This window comes from Hymenobacter armeniacus (assembly GCF_014699055.1).
Taxonomy (GTDB): Bacteria; Bacteroidota; Bacteroidia; order Cytophagales; family Hymenobacteraceae; genus Hymenobacter; species Hymenobacter armeniacus.
Window position 1 is genome coordinate 800,475 of the sequence record NZ_JACXAC010000001.1, and the last position, 18,414, is coordinate 818,888.

General features: G+C 61.0%; 18 protein-coding genes. 6 read left to right on the forward strand and 12 right to left on the reverse strand.

Going from position 1 to position 18,414, the window contains the following annotated elements:
- Position 1 precedes the first annotated feature (1 nt).
- From IC234_RS03525 to IC234_RS03555, 7 genes are all read right to left on the reverse strand, one after another.
- Positions 2-1,294, reverse strand: coding sequence for a citrate synthase (locus IC234_RS03525; RefSeq protein ID WP_190922441.1), 1,293 nt, complete (start codon positions 1,292-1,294; stop codon positions 2-4).
- Between the two features lie 206 nt (positions 1,295-1,500).
- On the reverse strand, positions 1,501-2,922 hold the full coding sequence (gene mnmE, locus IC234_RS03530) for a tRNA uridine-5-carboxymethylaminomethyl(34) synthesis GTPase MnmE (RefSeq protein ID WP_190922442.1): 1,422 nt from the start codon (positions 2,920-2,922) through the stop codon (positions 1,501-1,503).
- Positions 2,923-2,934: 12 nt separating this feature from the next.
- Positions 2,935-3,597: a metal-dependent transcriptional regulator gene (locus IC234_RS03535; protein WP_190922443.1), complete on the reverse strand. Its 663-nt coding sequence runs from the start codon at positions 3,595-3,597 to the stop codon at positions 2,935-2,937.
- A 23-nt stretch (positions 3,598-3,620) separates the two neighbouring features.
- A complete protein-coding gene (locus IC234_RS03540; protein WP_190922444.1) occupies positions 3,621-4,631 on the reverse strand; it encodes a 3-oxoacyl-ACP synthase III family protein in 1,011 nt (336 codons plus the stop codon).
- A 109-nt stretch (positions 4,632-4,740) separates the two neighbouring features.
- Positions 4,741-5,928 carry a glycosyltransferase family protein gene (locus IC234_RS03545; RefSeq protein ID WP_190922445.1) on the reverse strand — a complete coding sequence of 396 codons (1,188 nt, stop codon included), beginning with the start codon at positions 5,926-5,928 and terminating at the stop codon, positions 4,741-4,743.
- 174 nt (positions 5,929-6,102) lie between these two features.
- A complete protein-coding gene (locus IC234_RS03550) occupies positions 6,103-6,984 on the reverse strand; it encodes a DUF4249 domain-containing protein (protein ID WP_190922446.1) in 882 nt (293 codons plus the stop codon).
- A gap of 36 nt (positions 6,985-7,020) precedes the next feature.
- Entirely contained in the window at positions 7,021-9,384 is a 2,364-nt protein-coding gene (locus IC234_RS03555; protein ID WP_190922447.1) for a TonB-dependent receptor, read from the reverse strand.
- Positions 9,385-9,750: 366 nt separating this feature from the next.
- Between IC234_RS03555 and IC234_RS03560 the strand changes: the two genes are divergently transcribed.
- Together IC234_RS03560 and IC234_RS03565 are read left to right on the forward strand one after the other, a co-directional pair.
- A complete protein-coding gene (locus IC234_RS03560; protein ID WP_190922448.1) occupies positions 9,751-10,575 on the forward strand; it encodes a 2,3,4,5-tetrahydropyridine-2,6-dicarboxylate N-succinyltransferase in 825 nt (274 codons plus the stop codon).
- Between the two features lie 73 nt (positions 10,576-10,648).
- The gene (locus IC234_RS03565; RefSeq protein WP_190922449.1) at positions 10,649-11,029 is read left to right on the forward strand and encodes a hypothetical protein; all 381 of its coding nucleotides are present in this window, start codon (positions 10,649-10,651) and stop codon (positions 11,027-11,029) included.
- Positions 11,030-11,086: 57 nt separating this feature from the next.
- On the opposite strand, the gene msrA is transcribed toward IC234_RS03565, so the two are convergent.
- Positions 11,087-11,623: a peptide-methionine (S)-S-oxide reductase MsrA gene (gene msrA / locus IC234_RS03570; RefSeq protein ID WP_190922450.1), complete on the reverse strand. Its 537-nt coding sequence runs from the start codon at positions 11,621-11,623 to the stop codon at positions 11,087-11,089.
- A gap of 211 nt (positions 11,624-11,834) precedes the next feature.
- Complete coding sequence (locus IC234_RS03575; protein ID WP_190922451.1) at positions 11,835-12,722, reverse strand: 3-hydroxybutyryl-CoA dehydrogenase; 888 nt, start codon at positions 12,720-12,722, stop codon at positions 11,835-11,837.
- 195 nt (positions 12,723-12,917) lie between these two features.
- On the opposite strand from IC234_RS03575, the gene IC234_RS03580 reads away from it, so the two are divergent.
- Complete coding sequence (locus IC234_RS03580; RefSeq protein WP_190922452.1) at positions 12,918-13,076, forward strand: lmo0937 family membrane protein; 159 nt, start codon at positions 12,918-12,920, stop codon at positions 13,074-13,076.
- Positions 13,077-13,166: 90 nt separating this feature from the next.
- Here IC234_RS03580 and IC234_RS03585 read toward each other — a convergent pair whose 3' ends face one another.
- Positions 13,167-13,955 (reverse strand): hypothetical protein, encoded by a 789-nt coding sequence (locus tag IC234_RS03585; protein ID WP_190922453.1) that lies wholly within the window; start codon positions 13,953-13,955, stop codon positions 13,167-13,169.
- A gap of 97 nt (positions 13,956-14,052) precedes the next feature.
- The gene (locus tag IC234_RS03590) at positions 14,053-15,684 is read right to left on the reverse strand and encodes an ABC-F family ATP-binding cassette domain-containing protein (RefSeq protein ID WP_190922454.1); all 1,632 of its coding nucleotides are present in this window, start codon (positions 15,682-15,684) and stop codon (positions 14,053-14,055) included.
- A 271-nt stretch (positions 15,685-15,955) separates the two neighbouring features.
- Between IC234_RS03590 and IC234_RS03595 the strand changes: the two genes are divergently transcribed.
- Together IC234_RS03595 and IC234_RS03600 are read left to right on the forward strand one after the other, a co-directional pair.
- Complete coding sequence (locus IC234_RS03595; RefSeq protein WP_190922455.1) at positions 15,956-16,426, forward strand: DUF4199 domain-containing protein; 471 nt, start codon at positions 15,956-15,958, stop codon at positions 16,424-16,426.
- 248 nt (positions 16,427-16,674) lie between these two features.
- Positions 16,675-17,010 (forward strand): hypothetical protein, encoded by a 336-nt coding sequence (locus IC234_RS03600; protein WP_190922456.1) that lies wholly within the window; start codon positions 16,675-16,677, stop codon positions 17,008-17,010.
- Positions 17,011-17,077: 67 nt separating this feature from the next.
- Here the strand turns inward: IC234_RS03600 and IC234_RS03605 are convergent, their stop codons facing one another.
- Positions 17,078-17,452, reverse strand: coding sequence for a hypothetical protein (locus IC234_RS03605; protein WP_190922457.1), 375 nt, complete (start codon positions 17,450-17,452; stop codon positions 17,078-17,080).
- Between the two features lie 273 nt (positions 17,453-17,725).
- Between IC234_RS03605 and IC234_RS03610 the strand changes: the two genes are divergently transcribed.
- Positions 17,726-18,412, forward strand: coding sequence for a murein L,D-transpeptidase catalytic domain family protein (locus tag IC234_RS03610; RefSeq protein WP_190922458.1), 687 nt, complete (start codon positions 17,726-17,728; stop codon positions 18,410-18,412).
- The last annotated feature ends 2 nt before the right edge of the window (positions 18,413-18,414 follow it).

Consider the following 18,414-nt stretch of genomic DNA (forward strand, 5'->3'; position numbering starts at 1 on the left):
TTTAAGCGCGGGCGCTGAGTTCGACGTAGTCGCGCTCCAGCTCGCCGGTGTAAATCTGACGCGGCCGGCCGATGGGCTCTTTGTTCTCGCGCATCTCTTTCCACTGGGCAATCCAGCCGGGGAGGCGGCCCAGGGCAAACATCACGGTGAACATCTCGGTGGGGATGCCCAGGGCTTTGTAGATGATGCCCGAGTAGAAGTCCACGTTCGGGTACAGCTTGCGGTCGATGAAGTATTGGTCGGTGAGAGCGGCCTGCTCCAGCTCCTGTGCGATTTTCAGCAGGGGGCTGTCTTGCATGCCGAGGGCTTGCAGTACTTCGTCGGCGGCCTTTTTGATGATTTTGGCGCGCGGGTCGAAGTTCTTGTACACGCGGTGGCCAAAGCCCATGAGGCGGAACGAGTCGTTCTTGTCCTTGGCCTTGGCGATGAACTTGCTGGTGTCGCCGCCGTCGGCCTCGATGGCCTCCAGCATCTCAATCACCTCCTGGTTGGCGCCGCCGTGCAGGGGTCCCCACAGCGCGTTGATGCCGGCCGAAACCGAGCCGTAGAGGCTGGCGTTGGCCGAGCCCACGAGGCGCACGGTGCTGGTGGAGCAGTTCTGCTCGTGGTCGGCGTGCAGGATGAGGAGCTTGTTGAGGGCGCTTACCACCACGGGGTTGATTTCATACTTCTCGGTGGGGAAGCTGAACATCATGTAGAGGAAGTTGGCGCAATAGTCCATGTCGTTGCGCGGGTAGTTCAACGGATGGCCCATGTTGTTTTTGTAGGTCCAGGCCGCGATGGTGGGCATCTTCGCCAGCAGGCGAATGATGTTCAGTTCCATCTCCTCGGGGCTGAGGTCGGGCGACACGCTCTGCGGGTAGAAGCCGGTGAGGGCGCAGATGAGCGACGACAGGATGGCCATGGGGTGCGTGGCCGAGGGGAAGCCGTCGAAAATTTTCCGCATGTCCTCGTGCACCAGCGTGTGCTTGGTGATTTGGCCGCTGAAGTTGGCCAGCTCGGCTTCGGTGGGAAGGGCGCCGTAAATCAGCAGGTAGGCCACTTCCAGGAAGCTCGACTTTTCGGCCAGCTGCTCGATGGGGTAGCCGCGGTAGCGCAAAATGCCTTCTTCGCCGTCGAGGAAAGTGATGGCGCTTTTGGTGGCGCCGGTGTTTTTGTAGCCCGAATCGAGGGTCACGTAACCGGTTTGGTCACGCAGCTTGCCGATGTCAAACGCCTTTTCGTGTTCGGTGCCTTCAATGACGGGCAACGTAATGGACTTGCCGTCGAGAATGAGTTCAGCAGATTCTGCCATGGGCGGGAGGAATGGGGAAATAATACGGTGCGAAACTAAGGCATACGCCGTAAGCCGGGAAATTTTGGGGCCGGCCGCCGCGCCATCACTACAACGGAAACCCGCGCAGTGTTTCTAAAATGGCCGCAAAAAAAGCCCTGAGAGCCGATGGCAACGATTGCGAAGATTTCGAGCTGCCAGCGGTTAAAAGGAGATTAAGCCAGTCCTTACTTGCCGATGCAGAATTGCGTGAAGATGCTCGTGAGCAAATCTTCGGACGAAATCTCGCCCGTAATCTCGCCCAGCGCGGCCAGGGCATGGCGCAAATCGGCGGCCAGCAGCTCGGTGCCGCGGCCGGTGTCGAGGCCGGCCTGCACGGCCGCCAGGTGAGCCGCGGCGGCTTCGAGGGCGCGGGCGTGGCGCACGTTGGTCACGATGGTGGCCGAAGCCGTGTTTTCGAGCGCCGAGCCCCGCACCTGGCGCACCAGCGCTTCCTGCAGCCCCTCCAGGCCCTGGCCTTGCCCGGCCGCCAAGAACACCAGCGGTGTTTCGGGGCCCGCCGCGTCCGGAATCCGAAATGCAGAAGCGAAGGCCGCTTGCGCATCGGGCGTAGCCAGGTCGGTTTTGTTGCCCACGGCCATTACTGGCAGGTCGAGCCCCTGAGTAAGTTCCCTGATTTCAGCCTGCACTTCTTCGGGACTCATCTGGGTCAGGTCGAATAAGTAGAGCAGCAGCGCGGCTTTGCTGACCCGCTCGCGAGTGCGGGCCACGCCAATGGCTTCCACTTCATCGGCCGTATCGTCGCGCAGGCCAGCCGTGTCCACGAAGCGGAACCGGAGGCCGTCGATGCTGACTTCGTCCTCAATAAAATCGCGCGTGGTGCCCGGAATGGCCGAGACAATGGCGCGTTCCTCGCGCAGCAAGGCGTTGAGCAGCGTGGACTTGCCGGCGTTGGGCCGGCCTGCAATCACGGCGGTGATGCCGTTTTTGATGACGTTGCCCAACTCAAAAGAGCGCAGCAGGCCGGCCACCACGGCGCGCACTTCGGCCAGCAGCTGGGCCAGGCCGGTGCGGTCGGCAAATTCTACGTCTTCTTCGCCAAAATCCAGCTCCAGCTCCAGCAACGCGGCAAACTTGATAAGCCGGCCCCGCAGCTCGCGCAGCTCCTGCGAGAAGCCGCCGCGCAGCTGGTTGAGCGCCACGCGGTGGCTCAGGGCCGAGTCGGCGGCGATGAGGTCGGCCACGGCTTCGGCCTGGGCCAGGTCCATGGCGCCGTTCAGAAAAGCGCGCTTGGTGAATTCGCCGGCTTCGGCCAGGCGGGCACCGCGGCGCAGGAGCAGGGCCAATACCTGGCGCACCACGTAGTCGGACCCGTGGCAGCTGATTTCAACCACGTCTTCGCGGGTGAAGGAGCGCGGCGCGCGGTACAGCGCCACCACCACTTCGTCGACGATGCTGCCGCTGTCGGGGTCGCGCAGGGTGCCGTAGTGCAGGGTGTGCCCCGCCGCTTGGGTCAGGTTTTTTTTAGAAAACACGGCGGCCGTGAGGTCCACGGCTGCGGGGCCCGACAACCGCACGATGGCCAGGGCGCCCGCGCCCGGCGGCGTGGACAACGCCACAATGGTATCGGAGAAAAGCGCTTGGGCCACGACAGGTTTTGGTTATGCCGTTACAAACAAATTACGGCTGACTTCGGCTGAAATAAGCGCCGTTCGTTCGCGGTTGATTCGGATTTCAAAGGAGTTATCAAACGCCACCTTATCCAGCACTTCAACCAGCGCGCCGAGCTGCAGACCCACCTTGTCGAGGTATTGCAGAAACGGCGCGGAGGTGTTTTTAACAGCGGCCAACGTGCCGCGCTCGCTGGCCGAGAGGTCGGCCAGCAGGCGGTGGGCGGGGCGGCGCATGGCCCCGTCTTCGGCCGGTATGGGGTCGCCGTGCGGGTCGAGGGCGGGGTGGCCCAGGAAGGCATCGAGGCGGCGCATGAGCAGCGGCGACTGCACGTGCTCCAGCTCTTCGGCCACTTCGTGCACCTCGTCCCAATTAAAACCCAGCTGCTGCACCAGAAACACCTCCCACAACCGGTGCTTGCGGATGGTGAGCAGGGCCAGCCGCTGGCCCTCGGCCGTGAGCTGCACGCCGCGGTATTTCTCGTAGTTCAGCAGGCCCTTGTCGGCCAGGCGGCGCAGCATGTCGGTCACCGAGGCGGCGCGGGTGTCCAGCGCGGCCGCAATGCGGTTGGTGCTGACGCCCGTGGTATCGGGTTCGGCCTCGGCCAGCTTGAAAATGGCTTTAAGGTAATTTTCCTCGGTGTGGCTAGGCATGAACTAAGCTTGCGGCTTGTTAACTACCATTTAATCAGCGCCGAGGCCCAGGTGAAGCCGCTGCCGAAAGCAGCGAGGCACACGAGGTCGCCGCGCTTGATTTTGCCTTCCTGCACGGCTTCGCTCAGGGCGATGGGCACGGAGGCGGCGGTGGTGTTTCCGTAGCGCTGGATGTTGCTGAACACTTTGTCGTCAGTCAGGCCCATTTTCTGCTGCACATACTGCGTGATGCGCAGGTTGGCCTGGTGCGGGATGAGCATGTTGACGTCCTGCGGCTGGTAGCCGTTCTGGTCCAGCGCCTCTTTGATGACCTGCGGGAAACGCACCACGGCGTGCTTGAACACATTTTGGCCGTTCATGTAGGGGTAGAGGTCGGCTTGGTTGTCGAGGATGTACTGCACGCGGTTGTCGCGGTTCGAGCCGGGCTCTTTCACGATGAGCTCTTCGGCAAACTCGCCTTGCGAGTGCAGGTGCGTGCTCAGGATGCCCTGGCCTTCGGTGGTGCTGGGGCGCACCACCACAGCGCCGGCGCCATCGCCGAAAATCACCGAGACGCCCCGGCCTTCGGGCGACTTATCGAGGCCCGAGGAGTGAATTTCGGAGCCCACCACCAGCACGGTGTCGTACATGCCGGTGCGCACAAACTGGTCGGCCACCGACAGGGCGTACACGAAGCCCGAGCACTGGTTGCGCACGTCGAGCGCGGGGCAATTGTTGGTGATGCCCAGCTCGCGCTGCAGCAGCACGCCCGAGCCCGGAAAGAAATAATCGGGCGAGAGCGTGGCAAATACTATCATCTGCACGTCGTTGGCGTCCACGCCGGCCATTTCCAGGGCTTTGCGGGCGGCGTTGGCGCCCATGTTGGCGGTGGTATCGGTGCCTTCTTCAAACCAGCGGCGCTCCTGAATGCCGGTCCGCTCCTGAATCCAGGCATCGGAGGTGTTCATCATGGTTTCCAGCTCGGCGTTTTTCACGACACGGCTCGGAACGTAGTGGCCGACTCCGGCGATGTAAGAATGACGTAGCGTTGCCATAAGAAGGGTAAGTGGGGGTGGGAATACTGCGGAGAAGCGCGAAAGAGACAAGAACCTGACCAACAACCAAGCTGCCCGGTTGACGCAAAATGGGCGCAAAGGTGGCAGGTTAAACGAGAGAATCCAGCAAAAGCCACAATTTTTTCCCTTCGCCGGCCCACAGCGCTTCGGCCGGAATCCCGTTGGGGTAAAAATTGGCGGCTTTCAGGCGAGCCACCAGCGCGGCCGCGTCGGTGGGTTGGGAGAAGTCGACGGGCAGGCCTGCGCCGTGCTTCTGCAACTCTTCCAACCACAGCGGATTGGGCGTAGAGAGGACGGGCAGGCCGTGGGCCAGGTATTCAAACAGCTTGGTGGGGCGGCAGCGTTCCGTGCTGGGGTGGGGCCGGTAGGGCAGCAGGCCAAGGTGGCTGCGGCCGATTTCGTTCACAATTTCGGCGTGGGACACCGGCATCCGCCCGCCTCTGAGCGTAAGCCAGTCCGCATTGGCCATCACCTTGCCCTGCAGTTGCCGCAGCAACGCCGGCTGCTGGCAAAAACCGATGATGGTGAGCTGCGCTCCGCCGGGCCAGGCCTGCCGCAACTCCTGGGTGAGGGCAATGGCTTCCCACACGCCGTTGAGCTCGGAAATGGTGCCAGAATAGAGCAGGCGCAGCGGCTCGCCGGGCGGAGGCAACGGCAGGGGCTGCCGGCGCAACGCTTCGCCGGGCTGGGGCTGGTATTTGTTTTCGAGCACTTGCACGCGGCCCGGCAGTAGCTCCGCCAGAAACGGCAGCTCCACCGCGTAGCTTTCCTCGGCCAGGATGACGCCCGCCGCCCGACGGGCAGCCACGCCTTCAACCCAGCGCAGCCCGGCGGCCAGCCAGCGGCGGGTGAGGCCTTGGTACACGTGCTGGGTGCTCACGTTCAGCGCGTAGTTTTCGCGGATGTCATAGAGGAATTTGCGGCCCGTGCCCAGCGCCTGCCAGAGCAGCGTGAGCGGCAGCAGCTCCGGCGCGTGCACGATGACCAGGTCCGGCTTCAGCACCCGCAGCAGACGCCAGTAATGGCCCTGTGCCCGCAGCCGGGCCATACTGAGGCGTGAGCCCCAGAAGATGCCGTGCGCCGCTAGGCGAGGAAAGTAGTTTTGTACCCAGTCATGCTCCAGGCCATCGAAGCTGCTGCGTCCGGCCACGAAAACCTGGGAAGTGGGCCGCTCCAACAGCGTGTGCGCAAATTTGCCCAGCATGCGCGTGTCGTCTACCGGTTTCAGCACGGAGGCCAGCAACACCACGAAAGAAGACGGAAAAGAAGCGGACACGGCCCAAAGATGCTGGTTTTGCCAGGAGCATACAAACGGCCATGCGTAGCGCTGAAACCAAGGAGCCGTGTTTTAAGGGCCGGTCAATTTGGTAGAAGCGGCCCGGGTCGTTGATAGCATCCAATGCGCGATTGGCAGCTGGATGACATTTACTGGCTTGGCTCAACAAAATCCCTATTTGAGCACCACCGAGCGCTGGTCGCTCACGAGTATTGTGAACACGCCCAGGCCGCCCTGCACGGTGCTGCGAATGCGGGCCGGCTGCGCAAACGGGTTGCCGTTGGCCGAGATGGCGCCGCGCACGCTCTGCTGGAAGTTGTAGTAGTCGGGCTCCATGTGGAAGAGCGTGGCCGTCATGGTGTCGCCGGGCGTGAAGCGGTAGGTGGTGGGAAAGGTGTACGACTGGCCGTCGAACACCTGGTCGCTCACCAGGTAGTCGCCTTCCGAGTCGTTGAGGTCGCGCTGGTTGGTGAGCAGCAGGCGGTAGTAGTCGGCGGTGCCGGCCGGGTCAGTGAAGCGGGTGACGAAGTTGAAGCGCTGTTCAGGGCCGTTCACGCCGTTGGAGGCGTAGCGCACCGTGTCGATGGGCACGAACGTGGGCACGCCGGTGCTGCCCGTCACATGGTGGCCGCGCGTGTCGCGCACATCCAGCCCAAAACGCTGCCCCGGCTGCATGGCCAGCGGCGCCGTGCCAATGTGCGTGAACACTTTGCGCGTCAGCGGGTCGATGCCCGGCGCGAACTGCAGTGGCACCGACTGCCCGCCCGGCAGCGTGAGCCGCACCGTCACATCAACCGGCACCTGGATGGTGATGCCGTTGATGCCCAGCCCCAGCGTGGGCACGGCCGCCGTGGGCAGCGTGATGACGGGCTGCCCGGTGCCGTCGGCCTTCGAGGGCAGGTAGGTGCCCGACTCCACCACCGTGAGGCGCGGCACCTCGCCGGCGCGTAGGTAGCACTCCACCACCAGCTCGGGCGTGTAGGCGGGCAGCACCACGTCCACCTCGTTTTCGAGGTTGCAGCCCGCGGCCGTCAGCAGCAGGCCCCCGAGGCTCATTTGGATAAATAAACGCTTGCTAAACATCGCCACGGCTTAAAATTTAAAATTGTAGGTGACCGACGGGATGATGGGAAACAGCGACACCTGCTGCGCCGTGAAGCCGTCGATGAGGTCGGTGTTGGGGTTGCGCGAGATTTCGAAGTACACGAAATAGGCGTTGCGCCGGTCATAGGCGTTGTAGATGCTGAAGGTGAGGTCGCGCTCGGTGCCAAAGCGCACGGGGCGCAGCTTCCACACCACGCCCAGGTCGAGGCGGTGGTAGGGGATGAGGCGGTAGGTGTTGCGGTCGGGGTACACGGGCACCGCCAGGATGTCGCCGCCCGGCACGTTTTGCAGCGGGAAGCGGCCGGCCGGCAGCGTGGTGGGCGCGCTGCTCGTGTACACGAAGCTGGCCGTGAGGCTCAGCCGCGTGTTGAACTGGTGCAGCACCACCACGTTCAGGTTGTGGCGGCGGTCGTAGCTGGGGTAGTAGTCTCGCCCGTCGTTAATGCCCGGCGTGCCCCGCTGCGGCCCGAACCGGCGCCAGCTCCAGGCCAGCGTGTAGCCTATCCAGCCGGTGGTTTTGCCCTTTTGCTTTTCCAGGTACAGCTCGTTGCCGTAGCTCCAGCCCTTGCCAAACAGGAACTCCTGGTCGAGGTTGGGGTTGGCAAAAATCTGGGCGCCGTCGCGAAAATCGACCTGGTTCTGCGCCCACTTGTAATACACCTCATCCGTGAGCAAAAACTTGCCGCCGAACAGCAGCCAGCTGAAACCTGTGCTCACCTGCTGCGAGCGTTGGGGCTTCACGCTCAGCCGCGAGGGGTACCAGATGTCCGTCGGCAGCGAGGCGCCCGTGTTGCTGGCCAGGTGGGCGTACTGGTACATCAGGGCATAGTTGGCTTTCAGCGAGAGCTTGTTGCTGAGGGCGTAGCGCGCGGCCAGGCGCGGCTCCAGCCCGCCGTATACCTGCCCCGCGTCGTTGCCGAAGCCGCTCAGCCGCAGCCCCAGCTCGGCCTGCAGCTTGTCGCTCACCTTCCAGTTGTCGCTGGCGTAGAGGCCGCCCTCCAGCGCGGTGTAGCTGATGTTGTTGTCCACGTTCAGCGAGTTGTCGGCCGTTTCGACCTGCAGCCGGCCCACCCCGAAGGTGTGGTGCGTAAAGCTGGCCCCAAAGCGCACATTGTGGGCCGGGTTCAGGTCGTAGTCGAAATCGACACGGGCGTTGTAATCCCGAATGGTCGAAGTCAGCCCGAACGAGGCTACGTCGACCTGGCTGCCCAGCGAGTAGCGGTAGCTGGTCAGGCCCACTTGCGTGTTGGCCGTGAGGCGGGGCGAAAACGTGTGCTGCCAGCGCAGCGTGCCCAACGTGTTGCCCCACGCAAAGTCGGCCTGCAGGTTGCCGAATGAGTTGAAACCGAACACGTCGCGCCCCAGGTAGCCGGTGGCAAACACCTGGTCTTTCTCGCCCAGCGTGTAATTGGCCTTGGCGTTGAAATCCTGGAAGTAATAATCCGGAATGGGCCGGTAGCCTTCCGTGCCTGCGTTGGCCCGGTTGATGGCACGCGTGAACACGTCGAAGTAGGTGCGCCGCGCGCTCACGATGAACGAGCCCTTAGCGGCTTGGCCGTCGGCGCGCTTGCCCAGCGGCCCTTCCAGGCTCAGGCGCGAGGCAATGAGCCCGATGCCGCCCGTCACGGTGAATTTCTCGCGGCTGCCCTCGCGCAGCTTCACGTCAATCACCGACGAGAGCCGCCCGCCAAACTGTGCTGGGAAGCCCGACTTGTACAAGTCCACGCTCTGCACCGCGTCGGAGTTGAACACCGAGAACAGCCCGAACAAGTGGTTGGGATTATAGATAAGCGCGTTGTCGAGCAGCACTAGGTTCTGGTCCGAGGAGCCGCCGCGCACGAACAAGCCGCTGCTGCCCTCGCCGCCGCTTTGCACGCCGGGCTTAAGCTGCAGGGTTTTGAGAATGTCGACCTCGCCAAACAGCGCCGGCAGCAGCTTGGCCTCGCGGATGCTGAGGCGCTCCACGCCCATTTGCGTGGTCACGAGCTTTTCCTCCAAGGTTTGCTGGCCTTGCACCACAACTTCGGTCAGCTCGTTGGCATTGGGCGCCAGCGTGAGGTCGCGCTGCTGGCTACGGCTTAGGTTCACGCGGAAGGTCTGGGGCAGGTAGCCCACGAAGGACACCGTTACGTTTTGCGGCCCCGCGGGCACGTCGAGGCGGTAGCGGCCGTTTTCGTCGGTGGCCGTGCCCAGGCCCAGGGATGGCACCGCCACGGTAGCGCCCGGCAGGGCCGTGCCATCGGTGCCGCGCACCTGCCCGCTGAGCACGTGCCGCGCCTGCGCCCAGCCCAGCTGCGGCGCCAGCAGCCCAATAGCTAATACAGTGGCAGCCCGGTAGCTGGTGCGTGTCATGGTTGGCATCTGCTTATTCTACTGCTAATTATTTGTCCCGACTAGCGGCTAGTTCTCGTGTGCTGCCCCGCCGCCTATGCTTACCCCGCCCTGTTTCTTCATGCATTCTTCATGTTGCTAAACGCGTAACCAGCCCGAATGTTGAGCGACGTTTTGTGGTAGGAGCGGAGCCCGCCCCCCGCCCCTCATTGAACGATTAGGCCGTCAACCGCTCAATGACCGGGCGGGGACAAGCCGCGTCCCTATATCGTTCTATCTTGCCCGCCGCGCCCGATGCCGGTACTGGCACCGCCGATAGCCCCCGCAATGCTAATTTTGCAGCCTCTAAAACGGCACGCACATCATCCGGCCAATCCATCCCTTGTAATGTCCGACCTCCAAACCCAAATTGAAGCCGCCTGGGCCGACCGCGCCCTGCTTCAAACCCCCGAAACCAAAGCCGCCATCGAGCACGTCATCGAAGAGCTCGACAAAGGCCGCCTGCGCGTGGCCGAGCCGCCGCAGGACCGCACCAACGAGTGGCAAGTGAACGACTGGGTGAAGAAGGCCGTGATTCTGTATTTCCCCATCCGCCAGATGAGCACCCAGGAAGTGGGCCCCTTCGAGTACCACGACAAGATGCTGCTCAAAACCGACTACGCCGGCCAGCAGGTGCGCGTGGTGCCGCCCGCCGTGGCCCGCTACGGCGCCTACCTGGCCCCCGGCGTCATCCTCATGCCCAGCTACACCAACATCGGCGCCTACGTGGGCGAAGGCACCATGGTCGACACTTGGGCCACCGTAGGCAGCTGCGCCCAGATTGGCAAAGGCGTGCACCTGAGCGGCGGCGTGGGCATCGGCGGCGTGCTGGAGCCTGTGCAGGCGGCCCCCGTCATCATCGAAGACGGCGCCTTCATCGGCTCGCGCAGCATCCTGGTCGAAGGCTGCCGCATCGGTGCAGAGGCCGTGATTGGCGCGGGCGTCACCATCACCGGCAGCACCAAAATCATCGACGTGACGGGCGCTGAGCCCAAGGAGTACAAAGGCTACGTGCCGCCGCGCTCGGTGGTCATTCCCGGCTCCATTACCAAAAAATTCCCGGCCGGCGAATATCAGGTGCCTTGCGCTTTGATTATTGGCCAGCGCAAGCCGAGTACGGATTTAAAAACGAGCCTGAACGACGCGCTGCGTGATTTTGGCGTGAGTGTATAATTAAGCACAAATGACATTCAGAATAGATTACGGGCAACTGCTTCGGAATTGGGTGCTGTTGAATTTGTTTGCCGTGGCTATTGCTGTTGGGGGCATATTCTACAAGGAACCCCATCACCACTTCGCCTATTCTGACTTTTACAGCGCGGCAGGCTACTCCAATTTTGCTTTTCTGGTGCTTCTGGTGTTCGAAGCCCCGCTGCTGTTCATCCTGATTGATGAGGCGGCAGGCGAGGTGAAATACCAACGGCTATTTCGCAACATCTCGGCAGTAACCCTTAATTATGGTCATGTGACTGCTGAATTTACTACCCGATACATAAGCCGTAATAATTCAGCAAAGGTTTGGGCATTGTACTACAATGGTGATGAGCAATTCTATGTGCACATACACAATGGCTGGACCGAAAGGAAACTAACCGCTATTCATAATTTGGTTAAGCATGTGGTTTGACTAATAAAAAAGCCCGCTCATAGGCGGGCTTTTTTATTGTTGGCACAGCGCAATTAATTATACACCTGCCTTCAGTTTCTCCCCAAACAGCGCCTTCACTTTTTCCACCTTGGGGCGGGCCACAAACTGGCAGTAAGGCTCGTGGCCGTGCAGGTTGAAATAGTTCTGGTGGTAGTCCTCGGCCGGGTAAAAGGCCGGGGCAGGCAGAATCTCCGTCACCACGGGGTTGGGGAAGGCTTGGTTGTCGTTGAGTTTCTTCTTGTACTCCTCAGCGAGCTGTTTCTGCTCCTCGTTGTGGTAGTAGATGCCCGAGCGGTACTGCGTGCCCACGTCGTTGCCCTGGCGGTTGAGGGTGGTCGGGTCGTGGGTTTTCCAGAAGATTTCAAGCAGCTCCTTGTAGCTGATAACGCTGGGGTCGAAGGTGATATCGATGACCTCATTGTGGCCCGTGAGGCCGCTGCACACTTCTTTATACGTCGGGTTGGCAATGCGGCCGCCGGTGTAGCCCGATACCACTTTCTCGACCCCTTTCAGGTTTTGAAAAACGGCCTCGACGCACCAGAAGCAGCCGGCGCCAAATGTTGCATGTTGCATGGGGAGGAATTTATGTCGTTGGTGTTGGTAACAACGCGGTAGACGCGGCCCAGGTTATTTCCTTACAGGTTTTTGAGCGGAAAAGCACAAGTTTAAAAGCCCGTCATGCTGAGCTGGTCGAAGCATCTCTACCGAGGAAGTAAATGAATACTCTTCGCGGTAGAGATGCTTCGACCAGCGCAGCATGACGGGCTTTTACCAAACCAGTTGCCTACTTCCGGAACCGCTCGGCCACCACCAGTTCTTTGGAGCCTGCCGTGTATTGGTAGAAGCCCTCGCCCGACTTCACGCCCAGGCGGCCGGCCATCACCATGTTTACCAGCAAGGGGCAGGGGGCGTATTTCGGATTGCCCAGGCCCTCGTGCAGCACCCGCAGAATGGCCAGGCACACGTCCAGGCCAATAAAATCGGCCAGCTGCAGGGGGCCCATGGGGTGCGCCATGCCCAACTTCATCACCGTGTCAATTTCTTCCACGCCGGCCACGCCCTCAAACAGCGTGATGATGGCCTCGTTTATCATCGGCATCAGAATGCGGTTGGCCACGAAGCCGGGGTAGTCGTTTACCTCGGTGGGCGTTTTGCCCAGCTGGCGCGCCAGGTCCATCACGCGCGCCGTCACGTCGTCGGAGGTGGCGTAGCCGCGAATCACCTCCACCAGCTTCATCACCGGCACGGGGTTCATGAAGTGCATGCCAATCACCTGCTGCGGGCGCTTGGTCACGGCGGCAATTTTAGTGATGGAAATCGACGACGTGTTCGAGGCCAGGATGGCTTCGGCGGGCGCGTGCTGGTCGAGGTCGCGGAAGATTTGCAGCTTGAGGTCGACGTTTTCGGTGGCAGCTTCCACCACGAGCTCGGCGGTGGCCACGCCCTCGGCCAGCGAGGTGTAGGTGCGCAGGCGGCCCAGGGTAGCGGTTTTGTCGTCTTCGCTCAGGGTGGCCTTGGCCACCTGGCGGTCGAGGTTTTTGGTGATGGTGCCCAGGGCCCGGTCGAGGGCCGGCTGGCTGATGTCGATGAGCGAAACAGCAAAGCCGTGCTGCGCAAAAACGTGGGCAATGCCATTGCCCATGGTGCCGGAGCCAATAACGGCGACGTTCATAAGAAGCGGAAAAAGAGTGGGTGGGAGTGCTAAAACCGGGCAAATGCCCGATGGTTGCAAAGCTACGCTGCCGTTAGCAACTGCCATTTTTGTTTGCATCCAGCTAAATATTTTTTCAATTATTATATCTTTTTCAAAACACCCCCGTACAAGGCCACATAGTTGTTTCTTTCACCTCCTTCACACACTCTAGCCATGGGCAACCTCCTGTATATCATCGCCGTCATTCTCATCATCATCTGGGCTATTAGCTACTTTGGTGGCTACTACACCGGCGGCATCATCCACACGTTGCTGGTCATTGCGATTATCGCCGTACTGCTGCGTGTCATCAGCGGACGAAGCGCAGTCTAACGCGCCCCGTTGGGTCAAACTTAAAAACACAAAAAGGCCGTGCTGGCAACAGCACGGCCTTTTTGTGTTTGATGCTTTACGAAATGGCAGTTACTTGCCGATGTTGAAAAGCAAGCTGAAGCGCACCACCAGGCCGGGGTAAAGCGAATAAATGCTGTTGTCGAAATTGTAGAGGCCCACAATGTCGAACGCGGCCTTGTCGCCAATCTGGGAGCGGTAGCCCACGCCGGCCAGGGGCGTGCTCACCGTTTTGTTAATCTTCGACAAGAAGCCCTGGCCGTCTTCGCCCAGCAGTTGCGCGTTGGTTACTTCGTACTCGGCGTGCAAGAAGAATTCTCTGTACACGATGAACTGGGCAAATGCTTTCACGCCCACGCTGCTGGTCGAAATGCTGGACGCGCCCGCCGCGGTAATGGCGTAGCCATCGGGCACGGAGTAGCTGCTGTAAGCGTACGAAATGCCCGGACCCACCGCCAAGCGGTTGTTGAGGCGGAAACCTAGCGCCGGGGCCGCGCTGATGTTGAATTGCGAGAGCTGGTTGTAGGACGAAAAGCCCAGGCCGAAATTGGTGTAAATGAACTTGCGCGTCGGGGGCTCATCTTCGGCACCGCCCGCCTTGGTGGCCTTGCGGTTGGGGAAATCGAGGCCCGAGGGCGCGTCGGGCGAGGGTTGCGGCGCGGGGTAGGTGCTGGCGGGCTCCGGGGCAGGAGCGGGCTGGGCCGTGGGCGCCGGGGCCGGCTCCGCGGGCCGGGGCTGGGTGGCCGGCGGGCCGGGAGGCGCCGAGTTCAGCACGGGCTTGTCCTGCGCCTGGGCGCGGTGGGCGGGCAGCAGGCCGGCAACCCCGGCAAGCAACAGCAACGGAAGCAGATGGCGTTTCATGCTCAAAGGAACGAAAAATGAGGAATAAAAAGTGAGGAATTACGGCCTGGGAATTCTCGATTCCTCATTTTTCATTCCTCAGAACAACCCGTCGGCGCTAGGCCAGCTGGTACATCTTCTGGCGCTGGGCTTTCAGGGTCTCATCGGCCAGGTACTCTTCGTAGTTCATGCGGCGGTCGATGATGCCGTCCGGCGTCAATTCAATGATGCGGTTGGCCACGGTGTCGATGAACTGCAAGTCGTGCGAGGCGAAGATGAGCGAGCCGGTGAAATCCTTCAAGCCGTTGTTCAGGGCCTGAATGCTTTCCAAATCCAAATGGTTCGTGGGGTCGTCCAGCACCAGCACGTTGCCGCTTTCCAGCATCATTTTCGAGAGCATGCAGCGCACTTTCTCGCCCCCGCTCAGCACGTTGGGCTTCTTCTGGCTTTCCTCGCCCGAAAACAGCATGCGGCCCAGCCAGCCGCGCACAAAGCTCTCGTCTTTCTCCACCGAGTACTGACGCAGCCAGTCCACCAGGTTCATGTTGTCGGCCTGGAAGAAGGCGCTGTTTTCCTTGGGAAAGTAGCTAGGCGTGATGGTGGTGCCCCACTTGTACTCGCCTTTGTCGGGCTTGGCCTCGCCAAAGATGATGTCGAACAGGAGGGAAGCGGCGCGGTCGTCGCGGCCCACAATGGCCACTTTATCGCCCTTATCAAGCGTGAACGACACATTCTTGAGCACCGACTGCCCATCTACCGTTTTGCTCACGCCTTCCACGGTCAGGAGCTGGTTGCCAGCTTCGCGCTCGGGCTTGAAGGCGATGTAGGGGTAGCGGCGCGACGACGGCTTGATTTCTTCCAGGGTCAGCTTTTGCAACAGCTTCTGGCGACTGGTGGCCTGCTTCGATTTCGAAGCGTTGGCCGAGAAGCGACGCACAAACTCTTCGAGTTCCTTGCGCTTGTCTTCGGTTTTCTTGTTCACGTCCTGGCGCTGACGCAGGGCCAGCTGGCTGCTCTCGTACCAGAACGAGTAGTTGCCGGGATACATGGTGATTTTTGAGAAGTCGAGGTCGGCCATGTAATTACACACGGCGTCGAGGAAGTGGCGGTCGTGGCTCACCACAATCACCGTGTTCTCGAAGTTGTCGAGGAAGTTTTCGAGCCAGAGCACGCTCTCGGCGTCGAGGTTGTTGGTCGGTTCGTCGAGCAGCAGCACGTCGGGGTTGCCAAACAGGGCCTGGGCGAGCAGCACACGCACTTTTTCGCTGGCGCCGAGGTCGGCCATCAGGCTGTAGTGCTTGTCTTCGGTGATGCCCAGGCCGGAGAGCAATTCGGCGGCCTGGTAGTCGGCGTCCCAGCCGTTCATGTCGGCAAACTCGCCTTCGAGCACGCCGAGGCGCTCGCCGTCGGCGTCGGTGGCCGTGCCGGCGTCATACTTGGCGTAGAGGGCGTCCTTTTCCTTCATCACCTCGGCCAGGCGCTGGTGGCCCTGAATCACGGTTTGCAGCACCACCTGGTCGTCGTAGGCAAACTGGTTCTGCTTCAGCACGGCGAGGCGCTGCCCGGCGGGCATTTCCACCGAGCCGGTGTTGGGCTCAATCTCGCCCGAAAGAATTTTCAGAAACGTCGACTTGCCCGCGCCGTTGGCCCCGATGAGGCCGTACACGTTGCCCGGCAGAAATTTGACGGTGACATCTTCAAACAGCACGCGCTTCCCGTAGCGCAGGCTCACATTGGTGGTGGAAATCATTCAATCAGAAAATAGTAGCTCACAAAATCGGCGGCGCAACGCGCAGCAGGCCTCAAAATTACGCAACAGGACGCGGGCCCGAATCGGGGGCCCGCAAGTAGTTGGCGGCCTTCGCGAAAATAACTCCCCAGCCAGGCAATTAGTGCCCTCGCCATGCCTTGGCTACCGGAGGGCCGAGACCAGGCAAAACCTCTTGGGCACCGAGCTAGTATAAAATACCAGCGAACCGGCGCAACCGGCGTTTTCTCACCCTTAAAAGTACCAACTGGCCATGGCTGACAACCAATTGACTTCCGAATCTAATGGCCTGCGCATGGGCATTCTCACGGCTGTGGTGCTGGTGGCCTACACCGGCATTGCTGCGCTGGCAGGCTTCCTCGACAAAATTGAAGCGGGCACGCTCGACATCCTTATTCTCGCCGCCGGCGTGGTGATGGCCATTAAGCGCCTGAAGCGCAGCTGCGGCAACCGTCTTTCTTATTTTTCGGGCTTCAGCACTGGCATCATCACGGCTCTGGTGGCATCGGTGATACTGGGGGCGTTTTTCTGGCTGCTGGGCGGCATCAGCCAAGCGGCCATTGAGCGCATTCATGCCCGCGACCTGTTTGGGGCTGACCTCGGCGTGCTCATCGGAGGCCTCGGTATTATTCTGCTAGGCACCATGACGGGCGTTATTACGTCGCTGGTTGCCATGCAGTACTACAAAAGCCCTGACCATCAGCCGATAGCAAGCCTGGATTAAAGCTGGTATTTTTCGAATAACATTCTGAAAAGGGTCCCGAAAGGGACCCTTTTTTTGGTACAATTCCAATAGATTGAAAAAGTCCTTATAATAAAAGTTAGATAAAACAGAAACTAAACATTATCTTTCGGACGTTGTCGGAAAAGCCTACCCTTTTTCAGGTCAAAAGATTGTTTGTTATGTCTAAGTCCTTCCTTTTTGCTCTGGCCTTTTTGCTTGCTTGCTCGACGTTTTCGGCACATGCGCAAATGGCAGACCGTTTGAGTGAACACCCGTCATTCGGCAAAGCCGTGACCAAGGATGCCGAGGCCATCACCCGCGAGATGGCCAACCGCCTGCGCCTCAACGAAGGCCAGGTGCTGCGTCTGCTCCCCATCAACCGCACCAAGCTCGTGGGCCTCAACAGCATCAACCGCGAGTATAAAAACGACGAGACCACCCGCGCCGCCAAGGCAGCGGAGCTCGAAGCCCAGTACGAACAGGAATGCAGCCGCATTCTCACGCCTTCGCAGCTGAGCCAGTTGCAGCAGAGCAACAGCCAGCCTGCCCAAGCGCCCGCAAACTCGGGCAATGGCCTGGGATAGTCAGCTTACTAACGTCTCATGAAAAAAAGCCCTCAGCACTCGCTGAGGGCTTTTTTTATGGCCTGCGTTACGGCGTGGGGGGCGAAAGTGGGTCGGCCAGGACTTCGGTGACGGTGCCTAGGGGGCCAAAGCGTAGGCTAAGGCAGGGCGCGCCCGAGCGCTCGTGGCGCGCTTCGCATTGGGTACCGGGCTCCAGGTAGTAGTAATACACTTTCTCGGTGCCGGCCCGCAGCTCCTCTTCGTCGGGCTGGCCCAGCAGGGCGGTTACGTCGTTGGCGCGGGCTTCGTAGAGCTGCTCCTTCTGGCGCAGCAGCACCGGCACGGCGGCGCGCCGCTGGTTGCGGCAGGCGTAGGGGTCGGCGCGCCAGGCAGCGCCGTCGAAGCCGGGCAGTTCCAGCAGGGCGTGGCCGCACCCGCTAAGCCCCAGCGTCCCCAGACTCAACAAAATTGCACCGCGTCGATATACTCTCGCCCACATAAACTTTAACATTACCAGGAATAGCGGCGTAAATGTTGCGTTCAAATCAGAAAACAGCCCAAACTAAGCACTAAATTTGGCACGAATGTGTACTAGGCTTCCGGTAAAGTAATTGAACAATCAATAGGTTTAGTGTCGATGCGTTTTCGTGCAGTCATTTTTGGTTTGTTGGCGGGGGCCCTGTTGCCGGCCTTTGGTGGGGAAGCGCAAACCGTGCCGGCCGCAGCCCTGTCCAGGTTGCCTGCTCCCGCACAGCGCGCCTATTACCAAACCGCATTTGAACAGCAAACGGCGCAACTGTACGCCAAGCTGGGCCTGGGCAGCTCGGGCCTGCCGCTCACGGTGTTTCGCGAAGGGCTGGTGGGCTATTACAACCTGCGGCCCGCGGGCAAACGCGCCAGCGCCCCGCCGGTGCTCACCCTCATCGATTTCAGCCGGCCCAGCCAGCAAAAGCGCCTGTGGGTTATCGACGTGGAGAAAGCCAAAGTGCTGTTTCATACGCTGGTGGCACACGGCAAAGCCAGCGGCGCCGATGTGCCGCTGGCGTTTTCGGACCGCAACGGCTCCGAGATGAGCAGCCTCGGCTTCTACCGCACGGCGCCCACCACCTACACGGGCAAGCACGGGCTGTCGCTTAAAATCAAGGGGCTGGACCCCGGCTTCAACACCAATGCCGAAAGCCGGGCGGTGGTGGTGCACGGCGCCGAATACGTGTGCGAGGACTTTGTGAAAACGCACGGCCGCCTGGGCCGCAGCCAGGGCTGCCCGGCCCTGCCCGTGGCCGAAACGGCCGCCATTGTGAAGACCATCAAGGGTGGGAGCGTGCTGTACCTGCACGGCCCGGCCCGCGCCGGCTACCGCTCGCGCTGGCTCAACCTCGACACGGCCGTGGCGGCTTTTGCGGGCATTCATAAGGTGGGCTAAGG

What these genes read in the sequence shown, in the direction of transcription:
- IC234_RS03590 (WP_190922454.1), bottom strand. Translation starts at nt 15,684, where the DNA reads ATGATTTCCACCACCAATGTGAGCCTGCGCTACGGGAAGCGCGTGCTG.
- IC234_RS03560 (WP_190922448.1), top strand. Translation starts at nt 9,751, where the DNA reads ATGTCCGACCTCCAAACCCAAATTGAAGCCGCCTGGGCCGACCGCGCC.
- IC234_RS03585 (WP_190922453.1), bottom strand. Translation starts at nt 13,955, where the DNA reads ATGAAACGCCATCTGCTTCCGTTGCTGTTGCTTGCCGGGGTTGCCGGC.
- IC234_RS03595 (WP_190922455.1), top strand. Translation starts at nt 15,956, where the DNA reads ATGGCTGACAACCAATTGACTTCCGAATCTAATGGCCTGCGCATGGGC.
- IC234_RS03550 (WP_190922446.1), bottom strand. Translation starts at nt 6,984, where the DNA reads ATGAGCCTCGGGGGCCTGCTGCTGACGGCCGCGGGCTGCAACCTCGAA.
- IC234_RS03525 (WP_190922441.1), bottom strand. Translation starts at nt 1,294, where the DNA reads ATGGCAGAATCTGCTGAACTCATTCTCGACGGCAAGTCCATTACGTTG.
- IC234_RS03575 (WP_190922451.1), bottom strand. Translation starts at nt 12,722, where the DNA reads ATGAACGTCGCCGTTATTGGCTCCGGCACCATGGGCAATGGCATTGCC.
- IC234_RS03540 (WP_190922444.1), bottom strand. Translation starts at nt 4,631, where the DNA reads ATGGCAACGCTACGTCATTCTTACATCGCCGGAGTCGGCCACTACGTT.
- IC234_RS03580 (WP_190922452.1), top strand. Translation starts at nt 12,918, where the DNA reads ATGGGCAACCTCCTGTATATCATCGCCGTCATTCTCATCATCATCTGG.
- IC234_RS03600 (WP_190922456.1), top strand. Translation starts at nt 16,675, where the DNA reads ATGGCAGACCGTTTGAGTGAACACCCGTCATTCGGCAAAGCCGTGACC.
- IC234_RS03555 (WP_190922447.1), bottom strand. Translation starts at nt 9,384, where the DNA reads ATGACACGCACCAGCTACCGGGCTGCCACTGTATTAGCTATTGGGCTG.
- IC234_RS03535 (WP_190922443.1), bottom strand. Translation starts at nt 3,597, where the DNA reads ATGCCTAGCCACACCGAGGAAAATTACCTTAAAGCCATTTTCAAGCTG.
- msrA (WP_190922450.1), bottom strand. Translation starts at nt 11,623, where the DNA reads ATGCAACATGCAACATTTGGCGCCGGCTGCTTCTGGTGCGTCGAGGCC.